15 protein-coding genes are annotated in these 16,037 nt (G+C 58.2%); 9 read left to right on the top strand and 6 right to left on the bottom strand.

Annotation, left to right across the window (positions count from 1 at the left end; translation table 11 throughout):
* Positions 1-226 precede the first annotated feature (226 nt).
* Complete coding sequence (locus tag OLX72_RS15815; protein WP_433989058.1) at positions 227-1,393, bottom strand: RsmB/NOP family class I SAM-dependent RNA methyltransferase; 1,167 nt, start codon at positions 1,391-1,393, stop codon at positions 227-229.
* A gap of 50 nt (positions 1,394-1,443) precedes the next feature.
* Positions 1,444-2,892 carry an IMP dehydrogenase gene (guaB, locus tag OLX72_RS15810; RefSeq protein WP_114870220.1) on the bottom strand — a complete coding sequence of 483 codons (1,449 nt, stop codon included), beginning with the start codon at positions 2,890-2,892 and terminating at the stop codon, positions 1,444-1,446.
* A gap of 237 nt (positions 2,893-3,129) precedes the next feature.
* Between guaB and OLX72_RS15805 the strand changes: the two genes are divergently transcribed.
* Both OLX72_RS15805 and OLX72_RS15800 read left to right on the top strand, forming a co-directional pair.
* Positions 3,130-5,178: an ASKHA domain-containing protein gene (locus OLX72_RS15805; protein WP_114870221.1), complete on the top strand. Its 2,049-nt coding sequence runs from the start codon at positions 3,130-3,132 to the stop codon at positions 5,176-5,178.
* Positions 5,179-5,287: 109 nt separating this feature from the next.
* Positions 5,288-5,425, top strand: a complete 138-nt coding sequence (locus OLX72_RS15800; protein ID WP_162797993.1) for a hypothetical protein — start codon at positions 5,288-5,290, stop codon at positions 5,423-5,425.
* A 2-nt stretch (positions 5,426-5,427) separates the two neighbouring features.
* Here the strand turns inward: OLX72_RS15800 and OLX72_RS15795 are convergent, their stop codons facing one another.
* Complete coding sequence (locus OLX72_RS15795; RefSeq protein ID WP_433989057.1) at positions 5,428-6,318, bottom strand: LysR family transcriptional regulator; 891 nt, start codon at positions 6,316-6,318, stop codon at positions 5,428-5,430.
* Between the two features lie 187 nt (positions 6,319-6,505).
* On the opposite strand from OLX72_RS15795, the gene OLX72_RS15790 reads away from it, so the two are divergent.
* The 5 genes from OLX72_RS15790 to OLX72_RS15770 all read left to right on the top strand — a co-directional run bounded on the left by OLX72_RS15790 (position 6,506) and on the right by OLX72_RS15770 (position 11,840).
* Positions 6,506-7,837, top strand: coding sequence for an NAD(P)/FAD-dependent oxidoreductase (locus OLX72_RS15790; protein WP_433989056.1), 1,332 nt, complete (start codon positions 6,506-6,508; stop codon positions 7,835-7,837).
* Positions 7,838-7,930: 93 nt separating this feature from the next.
* Positions 7,931-8,971, top strand: a complete 1,041-nt coding sequence (locus OLX72_RS15785; RefSeq protein WP_433989055.1) for an ABC transporter substrate-binding protein — start codon at positions 7,931-7,933, stop codon at positions 8,969-8,971.
* A 73-nt stretch (positions 8,972-9,044) separates the two neighbouring features.
* A complete protein-coding gene (locus OLX72_RS15780) occupies positions 9,045-10,130 on the top strand; it encodes an ABC transporter ATP-binding protein (protein WP_254684769.1) in 1,086 nt (361 codons plus the stop codon).
* A 1-nt stretch (position 10,131) separates the two neighbouring features.
* Complete coding sequence (locus tag OLX72_RS15775; RefSeq protein ID WP_114872262.1) at positions 10,132-11,016, top strand: ABC transporter permease; 885 nt, start codon at positions 10,132-10,134, stop codon at positions 11,014-11,016.
* Positions 11,016-11,840 (top strand): ABC transporter permease, encoded by an 825-nt coding sequence (locus OLX72_RS15770; protein ID WP_114870225.1) that lies wholly within the window; start codon positions 11,016-11,018, stop codon positions 11,838-11,840. Before OLX72_RS15775 ends, OLX72_RS15770 begins: the two co-directional genes overlap by 1 nt.
* A gap of 19 nt (positions 11,841-11,859) precedes the next feature.
* On the opposite strand, the gene OLX72_RS15765 is transcribed toward OLX72_RS15770, so the two are convergent.
* Together OLX72_RS15765 and OLX72_RS15760 are read right to left on the bottom strand one after the other, a co-directional pair.
* Entirely contained in the window at positions 11,860-12,435 is a 576-nt protein-coding gene (locus OLX72_RS15765; protein ID WP_114870226.1) for a hypothetical protein, read from the bottom strand.
* A gap of 50 nt (positions 12,436-12,485) precedes the next feature.
* Positions 12,486-13,286 (bottom strand): HAD family hydrolase, encoded by an 801-nt coding sequence (locus OLX72_RS15760; RefSeq protein WP_433990470.1) that lies wholly within the window; start codon positions 13,284-13,286, stop codon positions 12,486-12,488.
* A gap of 45 nt (positions 13,287-13,331) precedes the next feature.
* Between OLX72_RS15760 and OLX72_RS15755 the strand changes: the two genes are divergently transcribed.
* Together OLX72_RS15755 and OLX72_RS15750 are read left to right on the top strand one after the other, a co-directional pair.
* Complete coding sequence (locus tag OLX72_RS15755; RefSeq protein WP_433990469.1) at positions 13,332-14,495, top strand: recombinase family protein; 1,164 nt, start codon at positions 13,332-13,334, stop codon at positions 14,493-14,495.
* Positions 14,492-14,803, top strand: a complete 312-nt coding sequence (locus OLX72_RS15750) for a hypothetical protein (protein WP_433989054.1) — start codon at positions 14,492-14,494, stop codon at positions 14,801-14,803. The genes OLX72_RS15755 and OLX72_RS15750 overlap by 4 nt, the downstream gene beginning before the upstream one ends.
* A 439-nt stretch (positions 14,804-15,242) precedes the next feature.
* On the opposite strand, the gene OLX72_RS15745 is transcribed toward OLX72_RS15750, so the two are convergent.
* A complete protein-coding gene (locus OLX72_RS15745) occupies positions 15,243-15,947 on the bottom strand; it encodes an IS6 family transposase (protein WP_433989053.1) in 705 nt (234 codons plus the stop codon).
* Positions 15,948-16,037: the final 90 nt, after the last annotated feature.

Here is a 16,037-nt window from a genome sequence, read left to right as displayed (position 1 = left end):
AACAGGATACTGCATTGGCGCACTGCCTGATCCGCAACACGTTGCAAACGCGCAAACACACCATCCGTAACGGGCCGGGCGTGTTGTTCATCCGTCTGTGTCAGCACGCTGCGTCACTCCTGCCAGTTCGAATCGTGTCAGGGCATTACCGTCATCAACGGTTAATCCGCGCTTAACCGCTGCTTCGCGATCTCAACTTACTACCTTAAGTTGTTTAGATTTCAAATTACCCGCGCGTCAAGTGTGCGCTGTAAAATCCATCTCCGCCCTGGGACGGCAGAAATACCTGCTCAAAGGTGCACTTCCATTCCGGATTACGCGACAGGAACGCCTGAACACGGTCCTGGTTTTCAGACCGAAGGACGGAACAGGTGGCATAAGCCAGCGTTCCGTTCGGCGCCACAAGCGCCGCGGCATTTGAAAGAACATCGTCCTGCACACCATTCAGATCGTTCAGTTTTTCCGGCGTGAGGGTCCACTTTCCATCCGGCGAACGGCGCCACGCACCACTGCCCGAACAAGGCGCGTCGCAGAGCACAAGATCATAGGGGCCGTTCTGTGCCAGCTCATCGACTGTCAGCATACGCACGCCTGCTCCGGCCCGCACGGCGCGCAGCGGCAGGTCTTTCATCCGGCCCGGATCGATATCATAGGCAAAAAACCGGGCATTCACCCGCGCCGCCATCGCCAGTGTCTTGCCGCCGCCACCGGCACAGTAATCCAGAACGGTCTGATCATCGCGCAGGGGCAACGCAGCAACAACCGCCTGACTGGCCGCGTCCTGCAATTCAACGCAGCCGCTGGTATAGGCCGCCGATTTCCGGATTTTACGCGCCCCGTCGCACACGACCAGCGCAGTCTCGGCCAGCCCGTGCGGCTGAACGCTTATGCCCTCTTCGGCAAGCCGGTCTATCGCCTCGGCCACCGATCCCATCGCCAGATTCACCCGCAGCATGACCGGCGCGCGTTCTGCCAGATGCATCGCCGTGTCTTCGGCGGCGTCGCCCAGAGACTCTTTGAACGACCGGACCAGCCAGTCCGGCAGGTTCCAGCGCTCGGAGTCTGATTGCGGTTCCTGGCCAGCGGCGCGTTCCGCATCATCAAGGGCGGGCGCACCATACCCATCGCCGGTAAACACGGTTTCGGGGTCTGCACCGGACGCGCGGACCTGCCCGATCATAAGGCCACGCCCGCTCATCCCGCCGCCCAGGGCGGCAAATGACAGCTTGCGCCGGATCGCATCAAAAACATGATCACGGATAGCGGCACGATCCTTTGATCCGGCAAACCGGCTGCGTCTGGCCCAGGACGTCAAAGCCTGTTCGGCAGGAACTCCGTTCAGAATCTCATCCAGAATGGTGACGGCCGCGGCGACGCGCGCAGAGGGTGTCATTGCCCGGTTTTCACATTATATTTGGCGCACAACATATTGTTCATAAACACTTATCCTATGCGGTAATTCGGGCTTTCGCGGGTGATCTGCACATCATGTACATGGCTTTCCTTGAGGCCCGCACCGGTGATCCGCACAAAGGTGCAGTTGCTGCGCATTTCTTCGATGGTGGCGCAACCGGTATATCCCATCGCCGCCCGCAAGCCGCCAACCAGTTGATGGATCACTGCATTGGCGCTGCCTTTATAGGGAACCTGCCCCTCGATCCCTTCGGGCACCAGTTTGTCACTGGCGGCATCCTTTTGAAAATACCGGTCCGCCGATCCGCGCGCCATCGCGCCAAGCGACCCCATTCCACGATAACTTTTAAAGCTACGCCCTTGATATAGAATGACTTCTCCGGGGCTTTCATCGGTGCCCGCAATCATCGATCCGACCATTGCACAGGACGCACCCGCCGCGATCGCCTTGGCAAAATCACCGGAAAACTTGATGCCGCCATCGGCAATCACCGGAATATCACCTGCAGCCGCGGCGCAATCCATGATCGCCGTCAGTTGCGGCACGCCGACACCGGCCACCATCCGCGTCGTACAGATTGATCCCGGCCCGATGCCCACCTTGATCGCATCCGCCCCGGCACCGATCAGCGCGCGGGTCGCCTCGCCCGTGGCGACATTTCCGGCGACAACCTGCACTTCGTTCGACAGCATCTTGGCCCGCTCCACCGCGCGTGCAACGCCTTCGGAATGGCCATGCGCGGTGTCGATCACGATCATATCCACACCGGCATCAACCAGCGCCTGAGACCGTTCAAAGCCCGCATCCCCAACCGTGCTGGCCGCAGCCACCCGCAAGCGGCCCAGTTCGTCCTTGCACGCTGTCGGGTTCAACACCGCCTGTTCTGTGTCTTTCAGGGTCAGCAGCCCCGTGAGAACGCCCTTGCCGTTCGTGATCAGCAGTTTTTCGATCCGGCGCGCCTTCATCAGGCTGATCGCCTCTTCGCGGTCGGCGGGTTCGTTCAGAACCGCCAGATTGTCGGTGGTCATCATCACGCTGACGGGCGTGGCATCATCGCTGGCAAAGCGCATGTCCCGGTTGGTCACGATGCCGACCACGCGCCCGGCATCGTCCACTACGGGAAACCCCGTCACGCTATAGCGCTCTTGCAGCGCTTTTGCATCGGCCAGCGTCTGATCAGCCCGCAGGGTGATCGGATTGTAGACAATGCCGGATTCAAACCGTTTCACGCGCCGGATTTCACGGGCCTGCGCTTCGATATCCAGGTTGCGATGCACCACGCCCATGCCGCCCGCCTGTGCCATGGCAATGGCCATGCGGCCTTCTGTGACGGTGTCCATCGCGCTGCTCAGCAACGGAATGTTCAAGGCAATCGCCTGCGTCACCCGCGTGCTGGTATTGGCCCCTGCAGGCAGGACCGAAGACGCCCCCGGCACCAGCAGAACATCATCAAAGGTAAGGGCCTCGCGAATCTCCATCACAACTCTCCATGGATAGCTCGTTTGGCGGCCACCCTATGACACGGATCGCACCTGCGTAAAAGAGGCCATGTATATATCTTGGGGATGATCCACATCCGTGCCCCAAGGGATCGCCATTTCAGGCGAATTTTCAAAAAATGCCGCGACCAAACCTGATTTTGCCGCAAGCCGCCTTTCTCTTGGCGCAAGGTCGCCTATTGTCTGGCCAACACTGGCAAAAGGACGACCCCGCGCATGAGCGATCCTCTGGTAATTTTTACGCCTTCGGGCAAACGTGGCAAGTTTCCCGTGGGTACGCCCATTCTGACGGCGGCGCGGCAGTTGGGCGTCGATCTGGACTCCGTTTGTGGCGGGCGTGGCATCTGTTCCAAATGTCAGATCACGCCCAGCTATGGCGAATTTTCCAAACATGGCGTCACCGTCAAGAACAACGCGCTTTCGGAATGGAACAGCGTCGAGGAACGCTATAAATCCAAACGCGGCCTGATCGAAGGGCGCCGCCTTGGCTGTCAGGCCACGGTGCAGGGTGACGTCGTGATCGATGTGCCACCGGAAAGCCAGGTGCACAAACAGGTCGTGCGCAAACGTGCCGAAGCGCGCCAGATCACGATGAACCCGTCAACAAAGCTTTATTATGTCGAAGTGGCCGAACCGGACATGCACGATCCGTCGGGCGATATGGAACGCCTGACCGACGCGCTGAAATCCCAGTGGGGTCTGGAAAACGTACATGCCGATCTGCATATCCTGCAGGTGATGCAACCGATCCTGCGCAAGGGGCAATGGAACGTCACCTGTGCCGTGCATCTGGGCGATCATGAGAACGCGCCGCGCATCATGCACATCTGGCCCGGGTATTACGAAGGGTCGGTTTACGGCCTTGCCGTTGATCTGGGATCGACAACCATCGCCGCGCATCTGTGCGATCTGCAATCGGGCGAGGTTGTCGCCTCTTCCGGCATCATGAACCCGCAGATCCGCTTTGGCGAAGATTTGATGAGCCGCGTGTCTTATTCGATGATGAACCCCAAGGGCGCGCAGGAGATGACAACAGCGGTGCGCGAGGGCATGAATGCCCTGTTCACACAGGTTGCCGCTGAGGCGGAAATTGACAAGGCGCTGATCGTGGATGCGGTGTTTGTCTGCAACCCCGTCATGCACCATCTGTTTCTGGGGATTGATCCGTTCGAACTGGGTCAGGCGCCTTTCGCGCTGGCAACATCCAATTCATTGCGGCTGCGCGCCGACGATCTGGATCTGAACATCCATCCTTCCGCGCGGGTCTACCTGCTGCCGTGTATCGCGGGCCATGTGGGCGCCGATGCGGCGGCTGTTGCGCTATCCGAAGCGCCCGACAAATCCAAGGAACTGCTGTTGGTTGTCGATGTGGGCACCAACGCCGAAATCCTGCTGGGCAACACCGAAAAGGTTCTGGCCTGTTCCTCGCCCACCGGCCCCGCCTTTGAGGGCGCGCAGATCAGTTCCGGCCAGCGCGCCGCCCCCGGTGCGATCGAGCGGGTCGAGATTGACCCCGTGACCAAGGAACCCCGCTTTCGCGTGATCGGTTCTGATATCTGGTCCGACGAAGACGGTTTCGAAGAAGCAATCGCAACGACCGGCGTCACCGGCATCTGCGGATCGGGCATTATCGAACTGGTCGCCGAAATGCGGATGGCAGGTGTTGTCGATGCCCCCGGCCTGATCGGATCGCCGGAACAAACTGGCACATCGCGCTGCTTTCTGGACGGGCGCACCTATTCCTATCTGGTCTATGACGCCACAGCCAAGGGCGGGCCGAAGATCACCGTAACAAACCGCGATATCCGCGAAATCCAGATGGCCAAGGCGGCGCTGTATTCCGGCGCGCGCCTGTTGATGGACAAATTCGGTGTCGACAAGGTGGATCGCGTGGTTCTGGCGGGCGCGTTCGGCGCCCATATCAGCCCCAAACACGCGATGGTGCTGGGCATGATCCCCGATGCGCCCCTGGACAAGGTCACATCGGCCGGCAACGCCGCCGGAACAGGCGCGCGGATCGCGCTTCTGAACACTGGTGCCCGCGCCGAAATCGAAGAAACCGTGCGCAATATTCACAAGATCGAAACCGCGATCGAACCCCGCTTTCAAGAGCATTTCGTGAACGCCAGCGCCATTCCGAATTCGGTGGAACCGTTTCCGATCCTGAATTCGATTGTCACCTTGCCCAATGCCACCTTCAACACGGGCGGCGGCGGAGCGGATGACGGGGCGACAGGCGGGCGGCGCAAACGGCGGCGGGGATAAACAGGGACAAAAAAGGCGGAACAAGTCTGGACTTCGGCGCGCGAAATGCCACGTTTGGCGTGTACCCGCGCCGCCTGTGCAGCGCCCCGATGTAGCAAAGGATATCCCGATGATCCGATTGTTCCGCTTTGCGCTGCTTGGCACGTGCCTTGCTGCCCTGCCTGCCTGTCTTGATGCCACGACACAGGACAACAGCGTGCCCTATTACCAACAGATCGAAGAACGTTCGAAATACGGCGAACGATAGGTCTATTTATAGGCGTCCAGCGCGCGGCATATCTGGGCATGCAAGGCGGCCGCCGCCTGCCCGATCGGTTTGTCCTTGGCCGTGATCACAGCCAGTTCGTGATCAATACGCGGGGCAAAGGGGCGCCATGTGACCCCGTCGTTCAACTTCGCCTTGCCATTGATCGGATCAATGATCGCAACATCATTGCCCGCAGCCACGATATTGCGCGCAATGGCAAAGAAATATCCGGACACCGTGCGCGTCACGGTCGTGCCGGTATCGGACAACATGCGTTCCAACTGCCGGTCAACCGTATGATCCCCTGTTACCCCGACGACAGATCGCCCCTGAAGCGCGCGCGGTGAAACAACATCAACTGCACTCAGCGGGTCGTTCCCCGACATGACGCACACGCATTCCAAGAGGTACACATCCGCGTTCAGCCCCGCGACCGGAACAGGCAGGTCAATCAGCCCGATATCGATCTGGCGCGCCCCGACCCATGATGCGATCTGACGCGAACTGTGGACCCGCACTTCGATCCCGACGCCGGGGTTGTGTTTTTGATAATCCGCAACCAGCGCAGGCAGGAAATTGATCGCCAGCGCCCCGTTCGTTGCGATGCTGACCGTGCCCGTGGTGCCCGAACGGATTTCTTCGGCCCGTTGTGTCACACGCGAAATCGCCCGCAACCCTTGCGCCACTTCGCTGTGCAGCAACATTGCCTCGCCTGTGGGCGCAAAATATCCCCGCTCGCGATGAAACAGGCGAAAGCCCAGATCCGCCTCAAGATTGGACAGCGCGATACTGACGGCAGGCTGTGTCAGATTAAGCCGCTCAGCCGCGCGCGATACCGATCCTGCTTCCAGCAGGGCATCAAAGACTTCCAGATGTCTCAGTTTAAGTTGCACAAAGCACCCTGCCCATGGCTGATTCATTCATTTGTATAAGTAAATCGAAACTAAAGATAACAGATATTAAATTGATTTAATCAAGGGCGTTTCCTAGCGTCAAGAGACCGCGCGACCGGATTGATCTTTGCTGTTTTGCAACGGCCTGACCATCTGCGGGTGCGACTGCTTGGGGATGCCGTCAAAGATGACCACGTCGGAAACGCCTTTGTTGAAGAATTTCAAGGACACGTCCTACTGGCTGGACGGTCTGCCCCCTGCGCCATCGCTGCCCGATGTTCCGCTGGCCAGCGCCGATGTTGTGATCGTCGGGTCCGGTTACACGGGTCTGAATGCCGCGATCCAGACCGCGCGCGCCGGGCGCAGCACATTGGTGCTGGATGCCCAAGACCCCGGTTGGGGCTGCAGTACCCGCAATGGCGGCCAGATCAGCACTAGTATCAAGCCGTCGCTGGAAAAACTGACAAAGCGCTATGGGCCTGACCGCGCCCGCGCCATCCGCAAGGAAGGCGAAAACGCGCTGGAATGGATCGGCGATTTCATCGGCAGCGAAAACATCGATTGCCATTTTCGCCGCTGCGGGCGCTATCACGCGGCCCACACCCCGGCCCATTTCGAAGAAATCGCCCGCAACGCAGAAGACCTGCGCAAACATGAAGGCATTGAAACCCACGTGGTGCCGCGACAGGACCAGCGCAGCGAACTGGGATCGGATGTCTATTTCGGCGGCGTTGTCTTTGAACGGCACGCAGCGCTTGATCCCGCGCGTTATCACAGGGGTTTGCTGGATATTGCCGTCCGTGCCGGCGCGCATGTCACCGGCCACTGCGCCGTGAGCGACATTGCAAAGGACACAGGCGGATTTGTACTGACCACGTCCAAAGGCACCATCAAGGCGCGCGACGTGATCATTGCCACCAACGGCTACACCACCAGCCTGATGCCGTGGCTGCAACGCCGCATCATCCCGATTGGCAGCTACATCATCGCAACCGAACCCCTGCCCGGCGATCTGATGGACCGTCTTTTCCCGACCGACCGCATCGCCAGCGACACCTGCAAGGTGATCTATTATTATCGCCCCTCGCCGGATCGCACACGCATCCTGTTTGGCGGGCGGGTGTCGGCCACCGAAACCAACAACGCGGTCAGCGGCCCGAAACTTTACGCCGATATGTGTCGCATCTTTCCCGAACTGGCCGCCTACCGCGTCACCCATTCATGGTCGGGCAAGGTCGCGTATACCTTTGACGAACTGGCCCACACCGGCGTGCATGACGGGGTTCACTACGCGATGGGCTATTGCGGATCGGGGGTGTCGATGGCGAGCTATCTGGGCATGCGTCTGGGGCAAAAGGTACTGGGCCTGCCCGAAGGGCGCACCGCAATCGACAACCTGCCCAATCCCACCCGACCGTTCTATCGCGGCAATCCGTGGTTTCTGCCCGCGACTGTGGCATGGTACCGTCGCAAGGACCGCGCCGAGTATCAGAAAGCGGCGGCATCCAATCAGAAATGACACCCCGGCGGCCTTTGCCAAAGCCGTCGGGCACGCAACCTGGCAACACCCAAACGCCAAAGAATATGGCGGATATCAACAAGGAGGATAATTATGAAGCTTTCAACTGGTCTGACGCTGGCGGCGTCCTTAATCGCCGTTCCGGCCCTTGCCCAAGACAAAACCGTCACCATCGCATCCTGGGGCGGTTCCTATCAGGAAGCACAAAGCAAGGCGCTGTTCGGCCCCGCATCCGAAGCCACCGGCATTGTGGTCAAGGAAGAAACCTATGGCGGGATGTCCGATGTCCGCCTGCAGGTGACATCCGGTGCTGTCACACTTGATATTGTGGCCAGCGGATCGGGGTCTGCCGCGCGCGCCGGGGCCGAAGGATTGCTGGAAGAGCTGGATTATTCGATCATCGACGTTTCGGATTTCTATACGACGCTCTATTCCAAGCACTGCGTCGGCGGTGATGTGTTTTCCACCGTTTATGCCTGGAACACCGACACTTACGGTGATGCCGGCCCGCAAAGCTGGGCCGATTTTTTCGATGTTGAAAAGTTCCCGGGCAAGCGCGCCTACCGTGCCAAGGTTGCCGGCGCACTTGAACCGGCATTGATGGCTGATGGTGTCGCCATGGAAGACGTCTATTCCGTGCTGGATTCAGAAGAAGGCATCGAACGCGCGCTGAACAAGATCCGCGAACTGAAACCCAATATCGATGTGTTCTGGACGTCGGGCGCGCAGCACGCGCAGTTGATGAAAGACGGCGAAGTCGACATGACAACCGGCTGGAACGGTCGCTTTGACAACGCCGCCAAGGACGGCGCGCAGGTGAAATACAGCTACAATCAGGCCTTGCTTGATTACGACTGTTTCGCGATCCCGCTGGGCGCACCGAACAAGGACACCGCGATGATGTTCCTGGCCGAAATTTCCAAGCCCGAATATCAGGCCAACCTGCCGCTTTACATAACCTACGGCCCCACAAACAAAGCGGCCTATGATCTGGGCAAGATCGATGCCGAAATGGTCGCCATGCTGCCTTCATCGCCTGACAACGCGGCGCTTCAACTGCCGGTCTCGCTGGATTGGTACGCGAAATGGGAAACCATCGCGGATGAAATGTATCAGGAAATGCTGACAGAATAATCCGCATCCCTTGACACCTTTTGCCATGGGCCGCCCGTGCGGCCCGTGGCCCCCTGACCAAAAGGACGAGATATTGGCCCAAACACCAAACGCAGCCCTTCCCATCACCGTGCGTCATGTCACCAAGACCTACGGCAAGGTCCATGCGCTGGATGATGTGTCTCTGGATGTCAAAAGCGGAGAGTTTCTGACCCTGCTGGGCCCGTCCGGATCGGGCAAGACCACGCTGCTGATGGTGCTGGCGGGCTTTACCCGCCCCGACCGTGGCAGCCTGAAATTCGGCGACACCGAAGTCATCCGTCTGGCACCGCATCTGCGCGATGTGGGCATGGTGTTCCAGAACTATGCCCTGTTTCCCCATATGACTGTCGCCGGCAATGTCGGCTATCCGCTGCGCCTGCGCAAAACGCCAAAGGCCGAACTGGATCAACGGGTCGAAAAGGCGCTGGAAACCGTGCAGTTGGGCGGCTTTGGCACCCGTAACATCGATCAGCTTTCCGGTGGCCAGAAACAGCGCGTCGCGCTGGCCCGTTCGATTGTATTTGAACCGCGCATTCTGCTGATGGACGAACCGCTGTCCGCGCTTGACAAGAAACTGCGCGACCGGATGCAGATCGAACTACGCCACCTGCACGAAAAACTGGGAATGACCACCGTCTATGTCACCCACGACCAGCGCGAGGCGCTGACCATGTCCGACCGGATTGCCGTGGTCAATCACGGACGCATAATGCAACTGGCCACCCCGCAGGATCTGTACGATCAGCCGGCCAACCGGTTTGTGGCGGATTTTATCGGCGATTCAACCTTTTTGCCGGTCACTCGAAACGGCAGCACTGTCACCCAAGGTGATACCGTTCTGAAAACAACCCGCCCGGTTCCCGAAACACCGACATTATCACTCATGCTGCGCCCCGAGCGGGTCCGGCTGGCGGCACAGACAGGCGGGGATGTGAACCTGTTCAAGGCATCCGTGTCCGAGGTGGTCTATCAGGGCGACAGCTATCTGATGTATGCAAATCTGGCGGACGGTACCGAAATCAGCCTGCGCGGCGCGATCCGCGATGGCACTGTGGATGGGTTGCCCGCCATTGGCGATCCCGTCACTCTGGCGCTTGATCCGGGCGATACCGTCATCATCGACGGCGCGGATGTATGACATGAGCGCAACCGATATCAACGCACACGGATTGCGCCGCGACGAAAAACTGGAACGGCTGAAACTGTTCGGTCTCAGTTCGCCCGCGCTGCTCTTGGTGATGGTCATTCTGGTCATTCCGGTCGGCTGGCTGTTCTATGTGTCCTTCATCGGCGCAAACGGGCAGTTTTCACTGGAAAACTACCAGCGCATGATCGACCGCAAATCCTACGCGCGCATTTTCATAACCACGTTCCAGATCAGCCTGCTGACGACGGGCCTGTGCGTTCTGATCGGCTATCCGCTGGCCTATTTCATGTCACAGCTGCCCACCCGCATCGCAAACCTGTGCCTGATAACGGTGCTTTTGCCGTTCTGGACATCGCTGCTGGTGCGCACCTATGCGTGGCTGGTGTTGTTGCAGAAAAGGGGTCTGGTCAACGATTGGGCCATCAGTCTTGGCCTGTGGGACGAACCGATCAAGATCGTCCACAACATGACCGGTACGCTGATCGGGATGGTACACATCATGCTGCCGTTTCTGATCCTTCCGGTCTACAGCGCCATGCGCGCCATCGACACCGACCTGCTCAAGGCCGCATCGAACCTTGGTGCCAGTCCGCGCCGCGCGTTCTGGAGCGTATTCTTTCCGCTCTCTACGCCGGGCCTGTTTGCCGGGGCGCTGATGGTGTTTGTTCTGTGTCTTGGCTTTTTCGTGACCCCTGCGGTTCTGGGCGGTGGCAAGGTGATCATGGTGTCGATGAAGATCGTCTCCAACATCGAACTGTTCGTGAACTGGGGCGCGGCCAGTGCCTTGGGCGCTGTGCTTCTTGTTCTGACCGGCGGCGTGCTCTGGATCGCGTCCCGCTTCCTGAACCTTGAAAAGATGACGGGGGGCGGTCACTGATGCTGAACTGGCTGAAAAAACCCGCGTCGGATACACAGGTCACCCACGGGCAGCGGCTTTGGCTTTATATTTTCGCCATTATCACGATGCTGTTGCTGGTCACGCCCACGCTGATCGTGATCCCGATGTCGTTTTCGGATTCGCAGTATCTGGAATTTCCACCGGAAACATGGTCGACCCGCTGGTATCGCCACTATTTCGCATCCGATGCGTGGATGCAGGCCACCTACACATCGCTGAAAGTGGCGTTTCTGACGATGCTTGTGGCCACACCGATCGGTGTAGTCGCCGCCTATGGCCTGCATGCCAGCAACATCCGCTTTATCCGCGTTGCCTTTGTTCTGCTGATAACGCCGATGATGGTGCCCGTGGTCCTGATCGCCATCGGGGCGTTTTATGCCTATGTGAAACTGAACCTGCTTTATACTGTCACCGGCCTTGTGCTGGCGCACACCATTCTGGCCCTGCCCCTTGTGCTGATCGTCACGGGATCGGCGCTGAAAAGCTATGACATGAATCAGGAACTGGCATCGCGCAGTCTGGGCGCGCCAAGGTGGAAGGCGTTTCTGACTGTCACCCTGCCCCAGATCCGATTTGCCGTGGTCACCTCGGCGCTGCTGTCCTTTCTGACCTCGTTTGACGAAGTGGTGATTGCCATGTTCATTTCCGGGGGCGACAACGCCACCCTGACACGCAACATGTTCAACGCGCTGCGCGATCAGATCGATCCGACAATCGCGTCCATTTCGACCCTGATGATTGTGGTAACATCCGTGATGATGGTGCTGGCGCAGGTGTTCGGACGCAGCAAGACCGGGCGGTAGCGCGTTCCAATCCTTTGCCTTACTCGGTTCCGGGCGGCGCCATGGTCTCAAGCTGGCGCTTCAGCACATCAACCATCCTTTGAACCTCATCTGGGTCAAGGCGGCCATGGTTTGTCAGAAATTGCGCGATATTTCTGTCTGAATATCGGCCAAGCAGCATGTCATCGCGCAGGATCAGGGTAGAGCGTGCCAATTCTTTCGCGTTGGTATGGCAGATTTTGCATTTTTGCTGAAAAACCCGCCCGGATTTCCAGATGCCGAACATATGCTCCATCAGAACCTCGGCTTCCACAACCGACAGGCCACCGTGACCCGCCGCCAGATAGTCCGAAACCGGTTTGCCGCTTTCTTTCCCGACAAGGGTGCCACTGGTCATCTTCGTGCTCTGGGAAACAAACTCGCCCGCATGGGGCGCGTGACATCCGGAACAGTTTTTCTCGTACACGCTATGGGGGTCGATCTCCTGTGCATGCGCCATGCCAACCCAACAGGTCAGTGCCAACATCCGGAATACAAAAAGCCATTTACGCACAACACACCATTCCATTTCGCCGATGGTCAGACCATCTGCGCCGCCCGACCCACAGCCTGCCATCCGCACAGCCCCTTTTTAGGCAGACCGGACCGCACGCGCATTGACTTCGGTTAATCAATTCGATGCCAACCTCTGGTCCGGTCCGCGCCGCCATTTTCACGACCCCAACCGAACAGAACCCCGAACTGCATGACATTTGAAGAAAACAGAGCACCTGTACCCGTCAGGGCGGTGTCATTTAGTGCCTTTGCTAACGTGTTCCCCAAAGTATCCAGCGGCTTTTCAGAAGTTTCTGCAATTAGCTCATCATGCCCTAAAGCTCTAACTACAATATCGATGTCGGGAAACAAATTGGCCAATTCGACCGATTTGTCCATCCATCGCGTAACTGCTGATGGAACTCCATCTTTGAACGACCAGACCTCCTGTTTTATACCCTCGAGATAGTAGCCCAAAAAGAGTTTATTGCCGTCCACTAGGAGTTCCGAACGCGCATCCGGAGCACTTTCATTTCCTAACCTGGAGCCAATGTATTCTGATAGACGCGAGACGCCTAGGTGAGCAGAGTCGATCCCGTCAACAGTACCCCACTCAACCGCAAAAAACTCCACGCCAGCATTTATAGCAGAGCCTCGATCCAGTTCATTATCACCTAGATAGAGTGCTTCCTGATTTGATACAGCAAAGTGATCAAGGATCTTATACACACCTTGCGCTGATGGCTTGTGCTCCTGAATGTCATGATAAGCAATGACCATATCCACTGAGATATCAAAGTAAGTTAGAAGCGTTTTTACATAATTAGAGGGGGCGTTGGTGAATACGGCGATTTTAATGCCTGATGAGCGTGCGGTATTAAGAAGCCCGAGTACATCATGGTGCGGGCTACAACTCTTCAGATGATTACGTATTTCTCGCCATTTACCTGCTTGCCTTAAAGGCTCCAGAGCTTTGGTATCAAGAAGCGCCCGGCCCTGCAGCAGTTGCTGGGTGATATCGGGACGGGCCGCATCGACATGGTGGTGGTCTACAAGATCGATCGCCTCACACGATCCCTGGCCGATTTTGCAAAACTGGTGGACCAGCTGGACGCCGCCGGGTGTTCCTTTGTCTCCGTCACCCAGGCCTTCAACACCTCATCCTCCATGGGGCGGCTCACCTTGAATGTGCTGTTGTCCTTTGCCCAGTTCGAACGGGAAGTGACCGCGGAACGTATTCGCGACAAGATTGCCGCCTCCAAGAAGAAAGGTCTCTGGATGGGGGGTGTGCCACCGCTGGGCTACGACCCGCATCCCGAAAGGACCCGCCGGGAACTGGTCCTGAATGAAGGCGAGGCGGTCACGGTGCGACGGCTGTTTGCCCTCTATCAGGAACTGGGTTGCCTCAACGCGGTGACGCGACAGGCGGACGTGGAAGGCCTGCGCTCCAAACACCACGCCTTCAAAACCAGTCGGGAACAGGGCAACCGCCCCTTCAGTCGCGGCCAGATCTATCACGTTCTGCGCAATCCGACCTATCTTGGGCGCATACGGCACAAGGACAGGTCGTTCCCCGGCCTGCATGCCGCCACCATCGACCAGGCCCTTTGGGACCGGGTGCAGGCAAAGCTGGAAGCCACGGCGATGCGCAAGCGCGGGAGCAAAACAGCCAATGGCTCCCACCCCCATGCCCTGAATGTCGAAGCGCCGCTGCTCGGCAAGCTCCGCGACGAGACCGGCGACATCCTGACACCGTCGCACACGAAGAAAGGCAATCGTCGTCATCGCTACTATGTCTCAAACCGACTGGTCTCGGGAAAGCCGGACCCTGCAGGCTGGCGATTGCCGGCCAAGGCATTTGAAGCCGCCGTGGCCTGCGCCATTCAGGACAGCCTGACACGCGCGGCCAGGAGACATGAGGTCATCGTTGCGAAGGATGTCGTCGTGCTGCAGGACGCCTCGGCGCGGGCACACAGTCTGGCGGCACGCATTGAACGCGAAGGCATACGCCAGGCGGCACCTCTGATCGACAGGGGCACGATCCGCAAGGACAGGCTCGGCATCACGCTGTGCGCGGCGGCGCTTTCGAATGCGCTGGAGCTGCAGGTGGATGAACTTGCCGGCGACGCGGGGCGGAGATGAAGATTATCGCGGGCAGCTTCCAGCCCGTACCGGACAAAACCATGATCCGCGCCCTGCGCAATGCGCATGCCTGGGTGAGACAATTGAAGGCAGGCGCCTCGATCCGGGAGGTCATGATGCAGGCCAACAAGTCCGACAGCTATGTCTCGCGCATCATGCTCCTGGCCTTCCTCGCTCCCCGGATCCAGAAAGCCATCATCGACGGCACCCAGCCGGTATCTCTGACCCTGGAAACCCTGATCAGATCGCGCATGCCACGGGACTGGAACGCTCAGGAGATCCTGTTCGGGTTTGACGCAAAATCCTGACCCCGAACGCCCCTGCAACCCCGTTCCCTGTTCCGTCCCTGAAAATCCCTGTTCGCCCGCGAAAAGTCCCTGTTAAGGGTCAGAAAATTCCCTGTTCCATATCTTAGGGAATTCTCCAACTAACCCACTGTAATGCAAGTGATTTATTCACGCCAAAACCACTCAAACAGGCCGAAATCGAAAAAATTCCCTGTAAATTCCCTGTTAACAGGGAATTCCCCGCCAAACCCCACCGTCCAAATCAGCCAACTGAGACACGCACGCAAATGCCGGCGAAAATCAGTAGAAATCCCGTCTCAGCACGACTCAAATCCCGCAAAATCGCGGGAAAATCGGACAGAATTTTGAGAGATTATCACATAATTACAATGGGTTATGTGGGTGGCGGTGCTGTCAGACCAATTCGAACTCGTCTCTGCAAGGACAGTAAGGCTTATCCTTATGCCGCACCGAGACCGCGCCACTCAGCCAGAGCGGCGGCGCGGTTGAGTTTGAAATTCGTTCGACTTGAGAGGCTGCGTTCCTGATTAAAATGGTTGTAGACGGAAGCGTGGACGGAGGCGAATTTCTGCAAACTTCGCATCCGTCTGAACCGAAGCATGGCTCGCTCTCGTCGTCGAAACGGCAGGTGTGAATTCTCCACTCGGTTATTCAGCCAGCGGCCTGTTTCCTGCCTGTCTGCGGCGCCGATCTCTTTCAGCGCAGCACCGTAAGATCCCAGCCCGTCCGTCACGATCACCTCTGGGCGACCATGCTTCCGCACTGCTTTCTTTAAGAATTTCAAGGCGGCCTTCTTGTCACGCTTCTTCGTCACGAAGCTCTCCAGCACCTCGCCTTCGTGATCGACGGCGCGCCATAAGTAATGCCGTTCGCCGTTGATCTTCACGAACATCTCGTCAAGATACCAACGCCACTTGCTCGATTTCACGCCAGCAACCCGCCGTTTTCGGATCTCCGCCGCGAACATTGGACCGAACCGATGCCACCAGTATCTCACCGCTTCATGACTGACATCGATGCCGCGCTCGTGCAGGAGATCCTCGACATTTCGAAGGGACAGAGGAAACCGCACGTACAGCATTACCGCCAGGCGGATTATCTCACGGCTCGTTTTGAAGTACCGAATTGGATCAGGTTTGGTCATCCGACGAGGCTACGAAACCGCCCTGCCCGTCTCAAGCTAGTTTTCTTTGACAGTACCCCCGCATGGGGTACTACGATTACGCCCCCATCA

This window comes from Sulfitobacter sp. TBRI5, assembly GCF_051013555.1.
Classification (GTDB): Bacteria; Pseudomonadota; Alphaproteobacteria; order Rhodobacterales; family Rhodobacteraceae; genus JL08.
The sequence above is the reverse complement of the archived record's forward strand: the minus strand, read 5'-3'. Positions and strand labels throughout refer to the sequence as shown.

Excerpts from the sequence above, each read along its gene's own strand:
- guaB (WP_114870220.1), bottom strand. The coding sequence starts at position 2,892 with ATGGAGATTCGCGAGGCCCTTACCTTTGATGATGTTCTGCTGGTGCCG.
- OLX72_RS15800 (WP_162797993.1), top strand. The coding sequence starts at position 5,288 with ATGATCCGATTGTTCCGCTTTGCGCTGCTTGGCACGTGCCTTGCTGCC.
- OLX72_RS15770 (WP_114870225.1), top strand. The coding sequence starts at position 11,016 with ATGCTGAACTGGCTGAAAAAACCCGCGTCGGATACACAGGTCACCCAC.
- OLX72_RS15750 (WP_433989054.1), top strand. The coding sequence starts at position 14,492 with ATGAAGATTATCGCGGGCAGCTTCCAGCCCGTACCGGACAAAACCATG.
- OLX72_RS15765 (WP_114870226.1), bottom strand. The coding sequence starts at position 12,435 with ATGGCAGGCTGTGGGTCGGGCGGCGCAGATGGTCTGACCATCGGCGAA.
- OLX72_RS15775 (WP_114872262.1), top strand. The coding sequence starts at position 10,132 with ATGAGCGCAACCGATATCAACGCACACGGATTGCGCCGCGACGAAAAA.
- OLX72_RS15805 (WP_114870221.1), top strand. The coding sequence starts at position 3,130 with ATGAGCGATCCTCTGGTAATTTTTACGCCTTCGGGCAAACGTGGCAAG.
- OLX72_RS15745 (WP_433989053.1), bottom strand. The coding sequence starts at position 15,947 with ATGACCAAACCTGATCCAATTCGGTACTTCAAAACGAGCCGTGAGATA.
- OLX72_RS15790 (WP_433989056.1), top strand. The coding sequence starts at position 6,506 with ATGACCACGTCGGAAACGCCTTTGTTGAAGAATTTCAAGGACACGTCC.
- OLX72_RS15815 (WP_433989058.1), bottom strand. The coding sequence starts at position 1,393 with ATGACACCCTCTGCGCGCGTCGCCGCGGCCGTCACCATTCTGGATGAG.
- OLX72_RS15785 (WP_433989055.1), top strand. The coding sequence starts at position 7,931 with ATGAAGCTTTCAACTGGTCTGACGCTGGCGGCGTCCTTAATCGCCGTT.